The sequence below is a fragment of the Acidocella sp. genome (assembly GCF_035535915.1).
Taxonomy (GTDB): domain Bacteria; phylum Pseudomonadota; class Alphaproteobacteria; order Acetobacterales; family Acetobacteraceae; genus Acidocella.
Map to the genome: position 1 here is coordinate 25730 of NZ_DATLPB010000091.1, position 17882 is coordinate 43611.

General features: G+C 61.9%; 17 protein-coding genes. 15 read left to right on the forward strand and 2 right to left on the reverse strand.

Going from position 1 to position 17882, the window contains the following annotated elements:
* Positions 1-96: 96 nt before the first annotated feature.
* The 11 genes from VNC39_RS11815 to VNC39_RS11865 all read left to right on the forward strand — a co-directional run bounded on the left by VNC39_RS11815 (position 97) and on the right by VNC39_RS11865 (position 13799).
* Complete coding sequence (locus VNC39_RS11815; RefSeq protein ID WP_325399429.1) at positions 97-1077, forward strand: malate dehydrogenase; 981 nt, start codon at positions 97-99, stop codon at positions 1075-1077.
* 190 nt (positions 1078-1267) lie between these two features.
* Entirely contained in the window at positions 1268-2929 is a 1662-nt protein-coding gene (locus VNC39_RS11820; protein WP_325399431.1) for a proton-conducting transporter membrane subunit, read from the forward strand.
* Positions 2930-3097: 168 nt separating this feature from the next.
* Positions 3098-4060, forward strand: a complete 963-nt coding sequence (locus tag VNC39_RS11825; RefSeq protein ID WP_325399433.1) for a respiratory chain complex I subunit 1 family protein — start codon at positions 3098-3100, stop codon at positions 4058-4060.
* Positions 4057-4716 (forward strand): hydrogenase-4 component E, encoded by a 660-nt coding sequence (locus VNC39_RS11830; protein WP_325399435.1) that lies wholly within the window; start codon positions 4057-4059, stop codon positions 4714-4716. Before VNC39_RS11825 ends, VNC39_RS11830 begins: the two co-directional genes overlap by 4 nt.
* On the forward strand, positions 4713-6161 hold the full coding sequence (locus VNC39_RS11835; protein WP_325399437.1) for a proton-conducting transporter membrane subunit: 1449 nt from the start codon (positions 4713-4715) through the stop codon (positions 6159-6161). The genes VNC39_RS11830 and VNC39_RS11835 overlap by 4 nt, the downstream gene beginning before the upstream one ends.
* Entirely contained in the window at positions 6158-7525 is a 1368-nt protein-coding gene (locus VNC39_RS11840; RefSeq protein ID WP_325399439.1) for a hydrogenase expression protein HypE, read from the forward strand. Before VNC39_RS11835 ends, VNC39_RS11840 begins: the two co-directional genes overlap by 4 nt.
* Complete coding sequence (locus tag VNC39_RS11845) at positions 7525-8073, forward strand: NADH-quinone oxidoreductase subunit B family protein (protein WP_325399441.1); 549 nt, start codon at positions 7525-7527, stop codon at positions 8071-8073. The genes VNC39_RS11840 and VNC39_RS11845 overlap by 1 nt, the downstream gene beginning before the upstream one ends.
* 80 nt (positions 8074-8153) lie before the next feature.
* The gene (locus VNC39_RS11850) at positions 8154-8561 is read left to right on the forward strand and encodes an OmpA family protein (RefSeq protein WP_325399443.1); all 408 of its coding nucleotides are present in this window, start codon (positions 8154-8156) and stop codon (positions 8559-8561) included.
* 253 nt (positions 8562-8814) lie between these two features.
* A complete protein-coding gene (locus VNC39_RS11855; protein WP_325399445.1) occupies positions 8815-9495 on the forward strand; it encodes an aspartate/glutamate racemase family protein in 681 nt (226 codons plus the stop codon).
* An 841-nt stretch (positions 9496-10336) separates the two neighbouring features.
* Complete coding sequence (locus VNC39_RS11860) at positions 10337-12970, forward strand: cation-translocating P-type ATPase (protein ID WP_325399447.1); 2634 nt, start codon at positions 10337-10339, stop codon at positions 12968-12970.
* A 337-nt stretch (positions 12971-13307) separates the two neighbouring features.
* Positions 13308-13799, forward strand: a complete 492-nt coding sequence (locus VNC39_RS11865; RefSeq protein WP_325399449.1) for a CAP family protein — start codon at positions 13308-13310, stop codon at positions 13797-13799.
* Between the two features lie 139 nt (positions 13800-13938).
* On the opposite strand, the gene VNC39_RS11870 is transcribed toward VNC39_RS11865, so the two are convergent.
* Together VNC39_RS11870 and VNC39_RS11875 are read right to left on the reverse strand one after the other, a co-directional pair.
* Positions 13939-14580 (reverse strand): hypothetical protein, encoded by a 642-nt coding sequence (locus tag VNC39_RS11870; protein ID WP_325399451.1) that lies wholly within the window; start codon positions 14578-14580, stop codon positions 13939-13941.
* A 147-nt stretch (positions 14581-14727) separates the two neighbouring features.
* Positions 14728-15027 carry a hypothetical protein gene (locus tag VNC39_RS11875; RefSeq protein WP_325399453.1) on the reverse strand — a complete coding sequence of 100 codons (300 nt, stop codon included), beginning with the start codon at positions 15025-15027 and terminating at the stop codon, positions 14728-14730.
* Positions 15028-15400: 373 nt separating this feature from the next.
* Here VNC39_RS11875 and VNC39_RS11880 point away from each other — a divergent pair, with 373 nt between their 5' ends.
* From VNC39_RS11880 to VNC39_RS11890, 4 genes are all read left to right on the forward strand, one after another.
* Positions 15401-15859, forward strand: a complete 459-nt coding sequence (locus tag VNC39_RS11880; protein ID WP_325399455.1) for an SLATT domain-containing protein — start codon at positions 15401-15403, stop codon at positions 15857-15859.
* Complete coding sequence (locus VNC39_RS17465) at positions 15841-16056, forward strand: hypothetical protein (RefSeq protein ID WP_408840653.1); 216 nt, start codon at positions 15841-15843, stop codon at positions 16054-16056. The genes VNC39_RS11880 and VNC39_RS17465 overlap by 19 nt, the downstream gene beginning before the upstream one ends.
* 71 nt (positions 16057-16127) lie before the next feature.
* Positions 16128-17093, forward strand: coding sequence for a DUF2806 domain-containing protein (locus VNC39_RS11885; RefSeq protein WP_325399457.1), 966 nt, complete (start codon positions 16128-16130; stop codon positions 17091-17093).
* 395 nt (positions 17094-17488) lie between these two features.
* The gene (locus tag VNC39_RS11890) at positions 17489-17710 is read left to right on the forward strand and encodes a hypothetical protein (RefSeq protein ID WP_325399459.1); all 222 of its coding nucleotides are present in this window, start codon (positions 17489-17491) and stop codon (positions 17708-17710) included.
* Positions 17711-17882 lie beyond the last annotated feature (172 nt).

Here is a 17882-nt window from a genome sequence, read left to right on the forward strand (position 1 = left end):
AGAGCGGGGCGGCGATGCGCGGCGCGCCGGTTCTCCGGGCTTGAGGCAGGGCAGGCGAGGGGATAAGGGGGACGGACAAAACGAGGAGTCTCTAAGATGAAAACCCCCATGCGCGTTGCCGTTACCGGCGCCGCCGGCCAAATCGGTTATGCCCTCTTGTTCCGCATCGCCAATGGCGATCTGCTCGGCAAAGACCAGCCCGTCATCCTTAATCTTCTCGACCTGCCGGTGGCGCAAAAGGCGCTGACCGGCGTGATCATGGAACTCAATGACTGCGCCTTCCCGCTGCTGGCCGGCATCGAGCCCACCGACAACCCGAATGTGGCGTTCAAGGACATCGATATCGGCATCCTCGTCGGCTCGCGCCCGCGCGGCCCGGGCATGGAGCGCCGCGACCTGCTCGCCGCCAATGCCGAGATTTTCAAGGTCCAGGGCAAGGCCCTGAACGAGAACGCCAAGCGCGACGTCAAGGTGCTGGTGGTCGGCAACCCGGCCAACACCAACGCCTATATCGCCATGAAGTCGGCCCCGGACCTGCCGAAGGCCGCTTTCACCGCGATGCTGCGCCTGGACCATAACCGCGCCGTGTCGATGCTGGCCGAGAAGGCGAAGGTGCCGGTGGCCGGGATCGAGAAGATCGCCGTCTGGGGCAACCACTCGCCGACCATGTATGCCGACTACCGCTTCGCCACCGTGAACGGCCAGTCGCTCAAGGACAAGATCAACGACGAGGCCTGGTACAGGGACACCTACCTCTCCGCCGTCGGCAAGCGCGGTGCGGCCATCATCGAGGCGCGCGGCCTCTCCTCCGCCGCGTCCGCCGCCAATGCGGCGATCGACCATGTGCGCGACTGGGTGCTCGGCACCAACGGCAAATGGGTCTCCATGGGCCTGCCTTCCGACGGTGATTACGGCGTGCCGGAAGACATCATGTTCGGTGTGCCGGTGACCTGCGAGGGCGGTGCGTATCACCGCGTGAAGGGCCTGCCGATGGACGAATTCTCCAAGAGCCGCATGGCGATCACGCTGAAGGAACTCACCGAGGAACGCGACGCCGTCGCCGCGCTGCTCGGTTAGAAAGAAGAAAGCGCTACTTTTTGTGAACAAAAAGTAGCAAAAAAACTTTGTTAACTCTGGGCCGTGCTGGTTTCACCGCCGCCGGCCCAGTTTCAAAAAAGTTTTTGGTGCCGCTTTTTTCAAAAAGCGGCCACTTCCTTTTATCCTGAGAGCCTTCCGGCGCGGAGTTTGGTTTGCTAACGTAAGCGCCGTGCATGACTCCCTCCCGCTGATATTTGGACTGCCCGGGCAGGGGATGCAGTTGCGCTTCGATGCGCTCTCCGCGGTTTTCCTGCTCCTGCTGCTGCCGCAAACCGTCGCCAGCGCGATCGCGGGCATGCGCGGCTCGGCGATCTTCTGGGCGTTCGTGCTGGGCATGGTGCTGGCCGTGTTGGCGGGCGACGCCTTCACCCTGATTTTCGGCTTTGAGCTGATGAGCGCGGCCTCGTGGTTGCTGGTGCTGCGCGGCGACCGCGCCCCGGCGCCGCTTTACATCGGCGTCGCGATTTTCGCCGCGGCCTGCCTGATCCCGGCGCTGTTCCTGCCCGCTTCGGGCCTCGCTTTCGCGCTCATTCTGCTGGGCGCCGGCGCCAAGGCCGGGCTTGCGCCGCTGCATGGCTGGCTGCCGAAAGCGCACCCGGCGCCGGAGGCCGGCGTTTCGGCGGTGATGTCCGGCGGCATGGTGAAAGTCGCGCTGTACGTTATCTTCCGCTACGGATTCCTGGTTTTCGGCAATGCCGCTCAGCCCTGGTGGGGAACCGTGCTGATCGTGGTAGGCGCGGCCTCGGTGCTATTGGGCGCGCTCAGGGCGGTGCTGGAGGTGGACCTGAAAACCATGCTCGCCTGTTCCACGGTCGAGCATGTCGGGCTGATCGCGGTGGGCGCCGGAATTGCGTTGCGCGCCAAGGCGATGGGCGACCCGGTTTTGGCGGCGCTCGCCTTGCAGGGGGCGCTGCTGTGCGCGGTGGCGCACGCGCTTTACAAGCCGCTGCTGTTCCTCGGCGCCGGCGCGGTGAAGCGGGCGACCGGCACCGCCTCGCTGGACTGGCTGGGCGGGCTGATGCGCGGCATGCCCAAGCTCGGCCTGCTGATGCTGGCGGGCGCGTCGGGCCTGGCGGCGGTGCCGCTCGGCCCCGGCTTTGCGCCGGAATTTCTGCTGCTTCATGCGGTCGTTGCCGCCGCCGGCACGGGGGGGATCTTCGCGCGCATCGGCTTTACCGCGCTGCTCGCAGTGCTGGGCTTGGGCGCGGCCCTGGGCCTGAGCGCTGCGGTGCGGTTGATCGGCATCGGCTTTCTCGGGCGGCCGCGCACTTTGGCCGCCGCCGCCGCCGAGGATGCGCGGCGCCCCGAGCTGCTGGGCATGGGCCTGCTCGCCGCGTTGTGCGTGCCGGTGGCGCTGTTGCCCGGCCTGGTGCTGCTCGGCCTTGACCCGGCAGTGCGGCTGATGGTGCCGGGCGCTGCGCCGCTGCCGTTTGGCCATGCGCTTTTGGGCCTGGCCGCGCTGCTGGCGGTTTCCGCGGGGGCGGCTTACTGGCTCCTGCGGCGTTATGGCGTGCGCGGCACCAGCGAGGTGGCGGCCTGGAATGGCGGTTTCGGCCGGCCGCCGGTCTGGCTGCCTTTCGGCGATCCGGCCACCCAGCCCAGCGCCACCGGCTTTGCCCAGCCGGTGCGCCGCGCGCTGGGCGAGGCGATTTTGCTGCGCGGCGGTGACCCGACCGACATGCTGTTATGGCAGCCTTTGTTCCGGCTGCAGCTGCGCCTGACGCGCGGCGCGGAATATATCCGCCGCGCCACCATCCGCCAGCGCCTGGCCTTCGTGTTCCTGGTTCTGGTGGCGTTCCTGGCGGCCCTCGGGCTGGAACAGGGGGGCTAGCATGGCCAGGGCAATGAACGCGCAGGAAAGAAAGTGGCCGCTTTTTGAAAAAAGCGGCGCAAAAACTTTTGTTATGTTGGGCCATGGGCGTCGTCGCCGACACAGCCCATGGCCCAGACTCATAAAGTTTTTTTGCTACTTTTTGTTCACAAAAAGTAGCCTTTCTTAATGTTTGCGCTTCTCGCCCGGCTGTTCGCCACTTTGCTGCACATCGCGCTGGTCCTCGCTTTGGCGCCGCTGCTGGCGGGTTGCATTGCGCGCTGGCGGGCGCGGCTGCTCGGGCGGCGCGGGCCGCCGGTCACACAGCCTTATCGCAGCCTCCTGCGGCTGCTGCGCAAGACCACTTTGGTTCCCGAGACCAGCACGGAGCTCTACCCGGTCTGGCCGTTCGCGGCCTGTGCCGCCATGGCCGGTGCGGCGATGCTGGTGCCCGGTTTCAGCACCGGGATGCTCACCGCGCCATTGGGCGATTTCATCAACATCATCGGCCTGCTGGCGCTCGCGCGGGTCGCCACGCTGCTGGGCGGGCTGGAAACCGGCTTCGGCTTCGGCGGCGCCGCGGCCGCGCGCGAGCTGCTGTTCTCCATCTTCGCCGAGGCGGCGCTGCTGGTGGTGCTGATCAGCTTCGTGCTGCTCGCCCATAGTTTCAATATCGGCGCCATCGCCACCGCTTTCGCCACCGGTCATATCGGCGTTTCCATTTCCCTCGGTTTCGCGCTGGTCGCCCTGCTTGCGGTGGCGCTGACCGAGACCGGGCGCGTCCCCGTCGACAACCCGGCCGGGCATCTCGAAGTCGCCATGGTGCACGAGGCGCTGCTGCTGGAATATTCCGGCCGCTATCTGCTGCTGTTCGAATATGCGGGGATGCTGCGGCTGATGGTGTGGCTGAACATCATCGCCACCATCTTCTTCCCCTTCCTCATGGCGCATGCCGGCGATCCGCGGAGCTGGCCCGTCGGGTTGGGCCTGTGGGCCGTGAAGCTTGGCGTGATGGCGGTGGCGCTGCCGGTGTTCGAGGTGGCCATGGCGAAAATGCGCGTGTTCCGCGTGCCGGAATTCCTCGGTGTCGCGATCCTGCTCGGCGTGCTGGCCGGCGTGTTCCTGTTTGTCGCGGCGAGGATCGGCGCATGAGCTTAAGTTTCTCTCTGGCGCACATGATGGGCGGGCTGATGCTGCTGTGCGCCTTCGCGTTGCTCTCGCAGCGGCGCCTCGCTTCCATGATCTCGCTCTACCAGGCCGAGGCCCTCACTTTGACCGCGGCGGCTCTGTGGCAGGGCTACGCGCAGCACTCGCCCGATCTCTACGCCACGGCCTTGATCACCTTCGCGATCAAGGCTGTGGTTTTGCCGATCGGCCTGCGGAAAATGGTGCTGCGCTTCAACCTGATCCGCGCGGTCGAGACCGTGATGCCGATCGGCCTGGCGATGATCCTGGGGCTGGCCTTGATCGGCATTGCCGTGCTGGTGGTGCTGCCGACCACGCTCAACGAGGTGTCGCTGACCCGCGAGGATCTCGCCATCTCCCTCTCGGTGGTGCTGCTCGGGTTTCTGCTCATGGCGGTGCGGCGCAATGCGGTGGCGCAGGTCATCGGGTTTCTCTCCACGGAGAACGGCCTGGTTCTGGCGGCCATCGGCATGCCGGGCATGCCGTTCGTCGCGGAATTTTCCGTGGCGCTTCTGGTGCTGCTCGCCTTTCTCGTCGTCGGCGTGTTTCTGTTCCGTTTGCGTGAGCATTTCGACACGCTGGATCTTGCGGGCATCGAAACGATCGAAAGGCGCGGCCGTTGAGTTTCCCCCTCGTCGCCGCGCTGCTGCCGCTTCTTGCCGCCGTGCCGCTCGGCCTGCTCGGCACCCCGCGCCAGGGGGCGGTGGCGAATCTGCTGCTGTGCGGCGTGACCTTTCTGTTCACGCTCGGCGTGTTTGCCGATCCGGGCGCGGGGTTGGTGCATGCTGACAGGCTCGGCATGCTGTTCGGCGCGCTCACCGGCTTTGTCGGGCTGACCACCGCATGCGGCAATCTCAATTTCGTCGCGGCCAGCCTGGAGGCGCTCAGCCTGCGCCGCTGGCGGCTCTATCATGCGATGTTCCAGCTCGTGCTCGGCGCCTGCCTGCTCGGCCTGTATGCCGACAATCTCGGCCTGCTCTGGGTGGCGCTGGAAGGGGCGACCATCGCCGGTACCGTGGCCGTGAGCCTGACGCGCAGCGCCAGCGCGCTGGAGGCGGCGTGGAAATATTTCATTCTCGGCGGCATCGGCATCGCGCTCGCGCTGTTCGGCACGATGCTCACCTATCTCGCCGCGCAACCGGCCTTGGGGCCGGGCCTGCCCGCCATGAGTTTTTCCGCGCTCGCAGCCCAGGGCGCGGCGCTCAACGGCACGCTGCTCACGCTCGCTTTCGTGTTCCTGCTGTTCGGCTATGGCACCAAGGCGGCGCTGGCGCCGCTGCATGGCTGGCTGCCGGACGCCTATGCCGAAGGCCCGGCGCCGGTGACCACGGCGATGAGCGGCCTCACGCTGAATGTCGCGCTGATCGCCCTGCTGCGCTTCCGCCATGTGATGCAGGAAAATGCTGCGGCCGGCGGCGGGGCGATGCAGCCGGGGCCGTTTTTGCTGACCCTGGGGCTCGCCTCGTTGCTGCTCGCCGCGTTTTCGTTGCCGCGCCGGCGCGATGCGCGGCGGTTTTTCGGCTTTTCCTCCATCGAGCATTCCGGCCTCGCGGCTTTTGCCTTTGGGGTCGGCGGCGCGGCGGCGATTTTCGGCGGGCTGCTGCATATGATTCTGCATACGCTGGTCAAATCGGCGTTGTTCCAGGCGCTGATCCGCGCCGCTTCCTGGCGCGGTTCGGCCGCCCCCGGCCATTACGCCTTCGCGCATCTGCGCGGCCTGGGCGGCGAGCAGAAATATCTCGGCTGGGCGCTGGCGGCTGCGATGTTCGCGCTCACCGGCATGCCGCCTTCCGGCCTGTTCGCCAGCGAGTTCATCATCGTCAGCCAGACCATCCAGCATGACCCGCTGCTCTCGCTGCCGCTGGGGCTGGGGATGGTGCTGTGTGCCGTGCCGATCCTGCGCCATCTCGGGCCCCTGCTGTTCGCCCCCTCCAAGCCCAAGCCGGCGCAGGCCAGGGTCGAGACGGGGCTCGTCGCCTTGCATCTGCTGCTGGCTTTTGGCCTGGCCTTCGTCATGCCGCTGCTGCTCTTCCATCTTCTCTCCGGTGTCGCGGCGGGGCTCGAATGATTCTGTGCACGGCTGAGGAATGGCAGGCTTATGAAGGCAGGTTCGTCGCCCTGTGGACGGATGCGCAGCATGCCTACGCGCTGTACCAGCCGGGCACGCTGCTCGCCGTGCCGTTGGCGGAAGGCGCTTATCCGGCCTTGAAACATCCCGGCGCGTCATGGTTTCAGCGCCTCGCGCACGACATGACCGGGGCCATCGCCACGGGTGCGGCGGATACGCGCCCGGCGATCGAGCAATTCCGCGCGCCGGACGGCACCGCCCCCTGGCCGGATTTTGCCGCGCCGGAAGGCGAGGGGGCGCACGTGGTCTCGGTCGGGCCGGTGCATGCGGCGATCATCGAGCCGGGGCATTTCCGCTTCACCCTGCGCGGCGAACAGGTGCTGAAGCTGCAAAGCCGCTTCGGCTACGCGCACAAAGGCACGCTGGCGCTGATGCGCGGCAAATCGCCGCGCCTGGCCGCGCGCTTCGCCGCGCGGATTTCCGGGGACGCCACGGTGGCCCACAGCCTTGCCTACGCCCAGGCCGCCGAGGCGGCTTTGGCCTTCGCGCCGCCGCGCCGCGCCGTGCATTTGCGCGCGGTGATGGCGGAGATCGAGCGTCTCGCCAACCATGCCAGCGACATCGGCGCCATCGCCGGGGATGTCGGCTTCGCGTTCCTCGATTCGCGTTTCGCCTGGCATCGCGAATCCTTTTGCGCCGCCGCCTATGCCGCCTTCGGCCACCGGCTGATGATGGACATCGTGGTCCCCGGCGGCGTCGCCTCCGACCTCCGGCCCAAGGGAGAAGCGGCGATCCTCTCCTCGCTGGACGCGCTGGAAACCGAGCTGCCCAGCCTGATCCGGGTGTTCGAGGATTATGCCAGTTTGCAGGACCGGCTGATCGGCACCGGAATCATCCCGGTGGAACTGGCTTCGGCCTATGCGGCGGGCGGTTATGTCGGGCGCGCTTCCGGCCAGAATGCCGATTCCCGGCTGACGCCCGGTTATGCGCCCTACGAGAAGTTCGGCCTCGTCGTGCCGGTGGAGCAGGAGGGCGACGTCGCCGCGCGCATCCGCATCCGGCTAGCGGAGATCACCGAGAGCATCCGCCTCGTCCGCGCCTTGCTCGCCGGCCTGCCGGATGACGGCCTGACCGTCGCGCCGCCCGCCGGCAGCGGCAGCGGCATCGGCGTGGCGGAAAGCTTTCGTGGGCCGGTCTGGACCTGGCTGCGCCTGGACAATGGCGTGATCGCCGACCTGTTCATCGCCGATCCCAGCACGCTGCATTGGCCGCTGCTGGAACATGCCGTCACCACCAGCATTTTCGCGGACTTTCCGGTGATCAACAAATCCGTCAACGGCTCCTATTCGGGGGTGGACCTGTAATGGTGTGGAGAACCGTCGCCCGGCATTTGCTGTTGCCCCAGGCCGCGCCACGCGCCGCCGACCCGGCCATCGCGGCCTCGTTACGCGCGCGCCTCGCCGCCGCCTCGGCGCGCCGGCTCGGCCGCAGCCTCGCCATCCGCCACGTGCCCGCCGGCAGCTGCAACGGCTGCGAGCTGGAGCTGCGGGCGACGCAGAATCTGATCTACGACCTCACCCAATACGGCCTGACCTTCACCCCCAGCCCGCGCCATGCCGACGTGCTGCTGATCACCGGCGTGGCCGGGCGCAACATGGCCGAGGCCGTGCGCCAGACCCGCGAGGCCATGCCCGACCCGGTCTTCGTCGTCGCCGTGGGCGATTGCGCGGTCGATGGCGGCGTGTTCAAGGGCTCCCCCGCCATCCTCGGCGGTGCGGATGCGCTGCTGCCGGTGGATTTGGTCATCGCCGGCTGCCCGCCGACGCCGGGGCAGATCGTGGACGGGCTGCTGGCGCTGTTAGAGGCGCATGGAGACAAGAAGGAAGGGAAGGCAAGGGGGGCGGCGCCTTGACATCGGCGCCCGGGCATTTGCCAATGACCTGGATATTGTGCTGAATTCGCTTTCGAAACAATCGTCTGGGGGAGACAATCATGCGCCGGATTGCTGCCGTTATGTCACTCGCCGTTATCGCCGCCTGGGTCGCCTCTGGGCCCGCTGCCAAGGCGGACACAAAGACGTATCCGGTGTTTTTCCAACCTTGGTCCGCCGCCATCAGCAAGACGGCGTCTGAAACGATCGCCGCGGCGGCCCGGGCGGCGTTGGCTGATCCGTCAACCTCGGTGATCGTCACCGGCGCCGCCGACACCGTGGGCAGCGCGCTTGCGAATAAATACATGTCGGAAGCCCGGGCGCAGGTCGTCTCGGATGCCCTGGCGGCCGATGGCGTCGCGGCGTCCCGCATCAAGGTCAGGGCGAGCGGCGCAACCGAGGCACCGGGTGCAGCGCCGGGCTCGTACGCGCAATTCAGCCGCCGGGCGCTGATCCAGGTGAGTGATTAAAGCGGCGGCTCTGTCGCAAGCTTTCGGTTGCCATGCTCGGCGGCGCGGATGTGCTTTTGCCTGTGGGCGGGCTGCCGGCGCTGTTAGAGGCACATAAAAAGGACGTGTCAAAAAGGGGCCCCCTCGGGAGGCTTTCCACCGTTCCAGGGGTCTTGGAGCGGCTCATCGGCGTCGATTCCCCTGCCTAGCAGGAAGGCCTCTGATGGGTTATCCCCGTGGGGATTGGACACTCCAGGCAGTAAAGAATTCAGAAATGCGTAAGATCGGTCTTATCGGAGGTCTCGCCCTCCGGGCAGGGGTTTTCTACTACGAGCAGATCCAAAAAAAAATTGGAGACAGCCAGCCGTCATTACAGCTTATGCTGAGCCATGCGGATGTATCCCGGGTATTATCGTACATCAGCGTCGCAGACAGGAACGGGCTTGGCATTTACCTTGGTAGCCTGGCCAATGAATTGGCCGACGCCGGCTGCGAAATTGTCGCCATTTCGGCTGTTGCGCCCCATCTTGCGATCTCGGAAGCAACGAAAACCGCCCGTGTCCCGCTGGCCAATATATTGGATGTTATTCCCGCTGGCCTGGAAGCTGCAGGGATAGACCGCGTTGCTGTGTTTGGTAATCGTGCCGTCATGCAGACGAATGTCTTCGGAGCGGTTCCGCAGCAAAAGGGAGTCCCGCTGGAACCGAACGATCTCGATTGGGTGCACAATACATATAATGAGATCGCCCTTCGCGGGAAGAGAGCGACGCAGCCTGAAATGGCAGAACTCAGCAGACTGGCTCACCGGCTCGTGCAAAAGAACGATGCGCAAGCAATTCTTCTTGCGGGTACAGACCTATCGTCCTTTTACGCTGAACAAAAGCCGGATTTCCCGTTCATAGATGTCGCCCAGATGCACATCGACCAAATCATACGTCTTTCTTTGGCTGAGTGACGCTTCGATCCTCTTTGTGTTTGCCGTCCGCGTCGGCATTAAATCCCTGGCAACCGGTACTCACTGGCGGCATTTCGCCTGGCGAGCACGTGCCGCAATTCCCGCCGGGTCCGAACTGGCGCATTCCAGGGCCGCCACATCTCCGCCCGCCAATAGGTTGGCTGTGCGGCGGCTTAGCGCCCATCCCGGCCGTTCCATGCTCTCGACGCGGACCTCGAAAGCCGACGTACACACGCCCAGACCCTGGTGCAAAATTTAAGGATTACGCACAGGCGGTATCGAGGCAGAAAATGCTGCCGGGCAATTCTCGCAGACTGGCGGGAAAATAGTCCACCCGGAAGCAAACTAACCTTGTAATGACCTGTGGATTATTTCGTATTATGATGCGTCAAATGAACGAACGCGGCCAAATGCCGGTGCTAGGAAACGTGATGTGGGGCTGAGCGATCGCAGCACCCGAGAAGGCGTTCACTGACATGAACGCGCCTGACGAAAGACATGATCCACGCCTTCGGCGCCTGCTGAGAGCGTTGCCTCGACCTGCACGGGACGGCTATTTATGGTTGATTCGGCCGTCGGCGAGATGGGCGCGCTTGCCGCTTGGCATCGCTCTGATAGCGGGTGGAATCTTTGGCTTCCTGCCGGTTCTCGGCTTATGGATGCTTCCGCTTGGCGCCCTGCTTGTGGGCGAGGATGTTCCGCCGCTGCGGCGCTTCACGCTGCACGCACTCGGCCGAGTGCAACATTGGTGGGACACATGGCGCTCCCATAGAGTGAAATGAACGCGCCCTGGTTTGGTTCATGGCCTATCATTTCATTTTTATACCGAAGGAATTGTGCGGTGCCTGATCCAACCAGCCCGCCCGGCCTCCCTTGGCATGCACTATCTGGCGAAGCCGTTGCCATGCATCTTGAGACCGATATTGCCCACGGCCTTACGGCATCGGCGGCGCGCGTCCGCCTGTCTCAATCTGGACCGAACACGCTGGTCGAAGCCAGGCGGCGCAGTACGCTACGCATGCTGTTGTCCCAATTCTCCGACTTCATGATCCTATTGCTTGTCGCGTCCGCCATCATCTCGGGTTTCATCGGCGATCTTCGGGATACATTGGTGATCCTTGGTATCGTCGTGCTAAACGCGGCGGTCGGGTTCGCCCAGGAGTTCCGCGCGGAGCGTGCCATGGCCGCACTGAAACGTCTTGCGGCGCATGGGGCCGTCGTAGTCCGCGACGGCCTTCCGCAGGTTGTACAGGCTGAGATGCTCGTGCGAGGCGACGTCGTGCTCCTGGAAGCAGGTAACGCGATTCCTGCCGATCTTCGCCTGGTTGAAGTGACGAGCTTCAAAGTCGGTGAGGCCGCACTCACCGGCGAGTCGCTGCCTGTAGAGAAGTACGCAAGGCCGCTCGAGAACGACATTTTGCCGCTCGCCGAGCGGCAAAATATGGCCTTCAAGGGAACCGTGGCATTGTACGGTCGCGCCCGTGGGGTGGTGGTCGCCACCGGTATGAACACTGAGCTTGGACATATCGCCGGGATGCTGGAGGGCGTCGGCGAGAGACGCACACCGTTGCAACGGCGTTTAACGGCTTTCGGCCGCCAACTCACGATTCTGGCTCTGGTCATTTGCTTGGTTATCTTCATCACCGGCCTGATGCGCGGAGAGCCACCGCTCCTGATCCTGATGACGGCGCTGAGCCTGGCGGTGGCCGCGATACCGGAAGCGATGCCAGCGGTAGTGACGGTTCTACTTGCGCTCGGCGCCGGCCGGATGGCGCGCGCGCATGCGCTGATTCGCCGCCTGTCCGCCGTCGAGACACTCGGCTCTGTAACGAGCATTTGCTCGGACAAAACCGGCACATTGACCCGCAACGAGATGCGCGTTGTCGAGGCGTTCCTGGCTGGGCAGCGATATATGATAGGCGATATTGACCCGGCCAGTGAGCCTGCCATGACGTTGCTGACCGCACTTGCGGTCTGCAACGATGTCGCGCGTGGCACTAATGGTATACTCGGCGATCCCACCGAGGTCGCCCTTTGGCGAGCTGCGACTGAGGCCGGAGTTGACAAGGCCGAACGCGAGAACGTCTGTCCACGCCTGCTGAATTTTCCATTCGAATCCGAGCGTAAACGCATGACGACGGTTCATGCTGCCTCCGGTGGCTTCGTTGCGTTCACCAAGGGTGCACCTGAGACGGTTCTGGCGCGCTGTACGACGATGATGTCGGAGGCAGGAGAGGTGGCGCTTGATCTAAAGACTGCCCAGGCCAACGCCGAGTTGATGGCACAGGACGGTCTGCGGGTGCTCGCGGTCGCTTGGCGGCACTTGGACAGGTTGCCTGAAGAGCGCTCTCCGGACTCGGTTGAACGGGATCTCTGCCTGCTCGGCTTCGTCGGGTTGCTTGATCCGCCGCGTGAGGAGGTGAAGGCAGCGGTCGCGATTTGCCGAGCGGCTGGCATCACGCCGATTATGATCACTGGGGATCACCCTGTCACGGCTTGCGCCATCGCTCGGCAAATCGGCATCCTTCAAGACGGTGGTTCCGTTATGACCGGCCGCGAATTGCTTACAGTGGACGACATTACGCTTAGGCATCGCGTACGCGATGTGCGCGTCTATGCCAGGATCGACCCGCGCCAAAAAATCCGAATCGTTGTTGCCCTGCAGGAGGTGGGCGAAATCGTCGCCATGACGGGGGACGGCGTGAATGACGCACCCGCGTTGGCGCGCGCGGATATCGGCGTGGCGATGGGAAAAATCGGCACTGATGTCGCCCGCGAATCGGCAAGCCTGATCCTGCTGGACGATAATTTTGCAACGATCGTCACGGCGGTGCATGAAGGCCGTCGTATCTACGACAATATTCTGAAGTTCATCCGGTTCGTTGTCGCCTGCAACTTCGCCGAGATACTAACGATCTTCATCGCTCCGTTTCTCGGCTTGCCTCTACCTCTGACGCCTATTCAGATTCTGTGGATGAACCTGGTGACTGATGGCTTGCCCGGCCTTGCGCTCACGGCGGAGCCGGCGGAAGCGGACATTATGCGCCGGTCCCCTCGGTCATCCCATGCGGGGCTCTTTGCGAAAGGCATGGCGTGGCACGTCATCTGGGTTGGCTCGTTGATGGCGGCGATCACTCTGCTGACGCAGGCTATTGCGGTATTTTCCGGAGATCTGCACTGGCGCACCATGACGTTCACGGTCCTGACCCTGACACAAATGTGGCAGGTTATGGCAAGCCGCTCTCAGAGAGAGCTCCTGTTCAAACAAAGCGTTTTTTCAAATCCTTTCGTATTGGGTGCCGCGCTGCTTACCTTCATTCTGCAACTCGGGGTGATTTACCTGCCACCACTTAACGCCATCTTCGACACGGCGCCTTTAACGATGGGTGAGTTGGCGGTATGCTTAGCTGCGGCAAGCATCGTGTTCTTTGCTATTGAAGGTAGTAAGCTGCTCGCCGGGATCCGCAAACGTTAGCGGAAGCCAGGTGTGAATGACCGCTTTGACCTTCCAGCGCCTTAAAGCGGACTGTCTCCTTTCGGCCCGTCCTGTCTGTTTGGAGACACGTTGCGGGCACTGGGGCTGTGTCCGTTGTCGGCCGGGTACAGGCCGTTTGAGGCGCAGCCACGGAACGGCCGGTTTGTTCCCGTTAACGGTATTTAGACCCCCCACCACCGCCCTCAAATGATTCCCAAATTCCCGTCGGGTCCGAATTGGCGTATCCCAGGTCCGCCACATCTCCGCCATTTCCCCTCGTTATCCGACGTGCGGACCGGGCTTGTGCCGGTCGTCAGTTTGACCAACAGAGGATTTGATGAAGAGACGATCCATCGCTGCCGTGTTCGCCGCCCTGACGTTCGGCGCCACGGTTCACGCCCACGCGGACCAACGCAGCACCGCCGAGTTGCTGGCCGCCCATAACGCCTATCGGGCAAGCCTCGATTTGCCGCCATTGCGGTGGTCCCACCGGCTGGCGGCTCATGCGCAGCTTTGGGCCGACCATCTCGCGGAGATCGGGCAGCTGGAGCATAGCGGGTCGGGCCAGAATCTGGCGATGGCCACGGCCGGCACGGAGTCGCTGTCGCAGTTGGTCGATCTGTGGGGCAGCGAGCAGGCCGACTTCACGGATGGTTATTTCCCGGCGATCTCCACCACCGGCAACTGGGCGGATGCGGGCCATTACAGCCAGATGGTCTGGAGGACGACGACCGAGGTCGGGTGCGGGGTCGCCGAGGGCAATGGGCTCGAAATTCTGGTCTGCGATTACGACCCGCCCGGAAATGTCATGGGGCAACGGGCCTTCTGACCGATCGCGCGCGGCGCAGGCCGCGGAAGAGAGAGTGCCGCCAGGCGCAAGCGCCTGGCGGCCGATCGTGGATGGTGTCAGGGATCAAGATCAGGGTGATGGCTCAGCCAACGCGCCGGGCGCTGATCAAGGTGAGTGATTAGGGCGCCGGAGTTTCAGCGGCAATCAGGTCGGTCTCAAATGCAAGGAAGGCCGTCTGGTCCACACTGGTGCCGCTGTTGCCATGGTTCATCAGCGATAGCAGTGACTGCGCGGTAAGGCTGCTACCGTCAGTAGATACCGAAGCGAGACCTTGCAGCACTTCGGCATTCGACAGCGAATCGTTGCCATTCGTATCAAGGGCAGAGAAGAGTTGATCAGCCTGTTGCTTTGTGCCGCCGAATTGCTCGACAACCTTCGCGAAAGCAGAGGATGTGATCGCTCCGTCCGCTTTGCCATTAGCGTCGACCGGTACCGTGGGAGAGGCCTCTCTCATGTCTTTCAAGTAACCAATCATGGTTGCGGCACTGCTGCCTTGCGGCAAGGACGGGAGGCCGAGCCCGGCAATGCTGACCTGCGTAACCGCGATACCCTGTGATGCGAGCGTCGCATACGCGTTTGCTTCAGGGCTCAGAGTGACGATTTCCGTCGACGACTGTGACGTTGCAGCGGTCGTAGATTGGGGGGCGGTCGTTGCGGTATTCACGTTCGCACTGGATGAAGCAGTTGCCTGCTGCTGGTCCGTACTTGTCTGAGGTTGAGCCTCATTTCCAAGATTGGGACCGACGGATAATATGGACATGAAAGATCTCCGATTGACAGGCCGCAGATGCGCCGAGATTGGTGCCACTGCTTCTTTATACGACCTTTATAGGCGCGCAAAATTGTCTACTGGAGAGAATTACAGCCAGGCGCAAGCGCCTGGCTGTAATCGTAAAAGGGTTCGGCTTTACGCGGAGGCGCGGAAATTGTTGTAGTCGCGCACGCGGACCGCATATTTCCGCCAGGCCGAAGTGCCCTCGTACCGCGCGAAGGCGGGGGTCTTCTGCGCGGCGGCGCGGCTCAGGGCCTTGGGCGATGCCGCGACGGCCGCCTTGGCGTTGGCAAGCCAGTCGGCCGGAAGGGTGGCCGTGGCGCTCAGCTGCGGCGGGGCCGGCAGCTTGCCTGCGCGGATGGCGCGGCGCAGAACGCGGATGGAAACGCCGAACTGGCGCGCGGCTTCGGGGAAGCCAAGTTTGGTTTCGCTCATAAGACAAGATCCTGAATTGATGCGCCGCTTTCTAACCCCGGCCCGGGTTGGGTGGCAATGACTGGGCCGCCATCGGCAAACTAAAGGGCTGGCTTTCGCTAGGTCGGCTGGTGCGGCGGCTTAGAGCCCATCTCGGTCACTGCCATTCAAATACCGGCTTCTCGATAGCCGACATTCCCATTAATGGAAGGTCCTGGCGCTGCCCGCTGTCGGTTTAACGTCCTTCCCGGTCGCTCCAACGCACCGAAAAGGCATATATCAGCCTACAGATCATAACTAAAACCGAGGCATATTGGCTGCAGGGTCATAAGGGGCTTGATTGATTCGACGAGACAATCAAAAGGGTGAGGCAAGCTTAAAAAGGGATCTTCAAATGAGCGCTACAACCGGCCAGACGGCTCAAATCACCGACCCTCTACAGCGACTTTATGCAAATTTAGCCATAACTACTCGTTGTCGTTTTAATGCATCTAAGCGTCTGGAAAAACGAGATACAAGTATAGGCTGGATAATCGCAATGGCTTCAGCTTATACGATCATTGTTTCAGTGATTCCATATTTTTTTAAACTGCCAGTCTATGTGGTAGATTCACTAACTTTGGCTGTGGTTGGCTTTTCAATTGTCACTCTCGTATCGTCTTTACTGGTGGCCTCTCGGAAAGATGCTGTAAATGCAGAGCAACACCACAGAAGTGCTTTAGAATTAAATGAAATTCTGAGAGGACTTGAGAGCGACCTCTACAACGCCCAGGTCACGGGGTTGCAATTACGAAAAGCGCAAGAGAAGAATGGCAAAAGAAATATGGCGATATCCTGCAAAAATATTCTGTAAATCATGACGATATTGATTTTAAGAGGCAACAATATGAGCGCCCACACGAGTATAAATGGTTAACTTGGTGGCAAAAGCAGAAAATATGCATATCATTGTTCATTTACGATAATTTCGCATTGGCGGTTCTGTTAGGCGGAACAATCTTTTTTGTTTGGTTGGTGTTCGGGTACGCCCTGCCAAAGGCCTCCGGCTGAAAACTACAGACAACCGGCTAACGCGCGATAATCCCGTTTGCCGCAATAAGGTATGGAGGCACGATACTGTTATGACTGATAATAACGAAAACGACCCGACGACAAACTTCGTTGAAGTCTTAGAGCAGGCACTCGAAGGTGGTCTATTACGGCTTGTCGCTGGTAAGCCGGTGCAGCAAGCTATCGGCCGCCTCCTATATGGAGCGGTTGACGTTCCAGTCGCATATTTGGAAGGCTGGGCTCAGCGTAGACGTAGCGATAATATTGCAGAAAAGAAAATCGCGGCGGCTGTAGCCGACAAGGCTAAATTGTTCGCGAGTGCCGACCAGAATTTGGTGCAACGTGGTCTCGACCGATGGACCCGCAAATTCGAGGCGCGGCAAAAGTCGATTGAAGATGTAGCCATACGTACGATTGGTATCCTCAACGAAGAGCATCTCCCGCCTGATGCAGCCGCACCGACAGAAGAGTTTATGCGTATGTTTGAGGATATGGCTGAACGCGCAACGACAGAAGCGATAGCAGACCTCCTAGCTAGAGTACTTGCTGGGGAGATTCGAAAGCCGCTCAGCGTGTCCCGGCGTACTCTTCAGACCGTGGCCGTGATGGATCAAGAGTTGGTTCAGGCCATGCAATATCTTCGTGAGCGCCTATTTGAACCAAACTGGACCTATTATCCCGAGGGCGATGGGGAGTTTGCTCGCTATGCGGACATTTTAGAGAGCGTATCTATTGCTCGCAGTGCTAATCTCGTTCCCTGGAAAGCTGACGCGCACGGAGACATCAAGCTCAAAATGGGTGACAAATTATTGATAGCGGTATCTGTTCCGAACAATCAATTCTTTGTCGGCACACTATCCCTGACGCCAATCGGTCGAGAATTGAGCGACTTGTTTCCATCGTCTACGCAAGAGAAATTTCAAGAGATTGCATTAGGCCTAAAGCTCCTAGAGCAGATAGCGAGGGTAGATATCTGCGAAATTGAGCTTAAAGATGGACGCCTCTATCAGCGAAACAGGCGCGCACTCGTGCCTTGAACTGTCACGACTAGGCGCTCAGTGCTGAAATTACCAACATGCCAACAAAGTTGTCCCATATTCCCGTAAGCGACGACCGTCCGCTCATCCATAGAAATAACTCTAAAGCTGCCATCCCGCTTTCGGCCCTCTTCACCCATAAACCGCCAGCCGTCCATCCAGCGGCATGGCCGTCCTGGGTCGTTTACTGACCAACTGCTATTAGGTGGCGTGGATGAATTTGAGCCAGTATCTGGTAGTGGCGATATGAACCTTGCCGAATAGCGGATCGTCGAGGCTTACGACCACGAGGGCGGTGAAATCGCCTTCGGCGTCTTGGGAACCCGTCCTGAAGTCGAATAGGGGCACGACTTGATTGGCTCCCGTTGGAGCCGCCGGCATTTTGCAGCGGGCGCTTGAGCTTATTGGCTGAACGCGTTCCCCACCTGATGCGCCGTATGCACAATGGCGTCGCCCGTGGCCTTGGCACCGTTGCTAAAACCCCGGCCGATGTCATTGAAACCGCTGCCAATATGGCCTTGGCCAAGATTATTGCCGGCTGCGTTGAAATCCCCTTGCGCACGGTTGCCATTGGCATTGCAGGCGGCAAGGGCCAACGGCAGGGCAAACAGGCATAGGCGGGGCAGTCTCATATAAACGGTTCCTTTCGCCCCTATTTTCGACCGTCCAGGGAAAAATTTCAATGTTCTGGTGTCAGTTCAAATTCGGGCGCGAACAGTGCCCGCGAATGGCTGGGTTGGGATCGACTGCAGCCAATGGGACGCATCCAATCCATGCCTGTTTTCCACG

Bases quoted from the DNA above. Each gene is read 5' to 3' on its own strand.
- VNC39_RS11875 (WP_325399453.1), bottom strand. From the start codon at position 15,027: ATGAGCGAAACCAAACTTGGCTTCCCCGAAGCCGCGCGCCAGTTCGGC.
- VNC39_RS11815 (WP_325399429.1), top strand. From the start codon at position 97: ATGAAAACCCCCATGCGCGTTGCCGTTACCGGCGCCGCCGGCCAAATC.
- VNC39_RS11865 (WP_325399449.1), top strand. From the start codon at position 13,308: ATGAAGAGACGATCCATCGCTGCCGTGTTCGCCGCCCTGACGTTCGGC.
- VNC39_RS11885 (WP_325399457.1), top strand. From the start codon at position 16,128: ATGACTGATAATAACGAAAACGACCCGACGACAAACTTCGTTGAAGTC.
- VNC39_RS11870 (WP_325399451.1), bottom strand. From the start codon at position 14,580: ATGTCCATATTATCCGTCGGTCCCAATCTTGGAAATGAGGCTCAACCT.
- VNC39_RS11850 (WP_325399443.1), top strand. From the start codon at position 8,154: ATGCGCCGGATTGCTGCCGTTATGTCACTCGCCGTTATCGCCGCCTGG.
- VNC39_RS11855 (WP_325399445.1), top strand. From the start codon at position 8,815: ATGCGTAAGATCGGTCTTATCGGAGGTCTCGCCCTCCGGGCAGGGGTT.
- VNC39_RS11840 (WP_325399439.1), top strand. From the start codon at position 6,158: ATGATTCTGTGCACGGCTGAGGAATGGCAGGCTTATGAAGGCAGGTTC.
- VNC39_RS11880 (WP_325399455.1), top strand. From the start codon at position 15,401: ATGAGCGCTACAACCGGCCAGACGGCTCAAATCACCGACCCTCTACAG.
- VNC39_RS11830 (WP_325399435.1), top strand. From the start codon at position 4,057: ATGAGCTTAAGTTTCTCTCTGGCGCACATGATGGGCGGGCTGATGCTG.
- VNC39_RS11825 (WP_325399433.1), top strand. From the start codon at position 3,098: ATGTTTGCGCTTCTCGCCCGGCTGTTCGCCACTTTGCTGCACATCGCG.
- VNC39_RS11845 (WP_325399441.1), top strand. From the start codon at position 7,525: ATGGTGTGGAGAACCGTCGCCCGGCATTTGCTGTTGCCCCAGGCCGCG.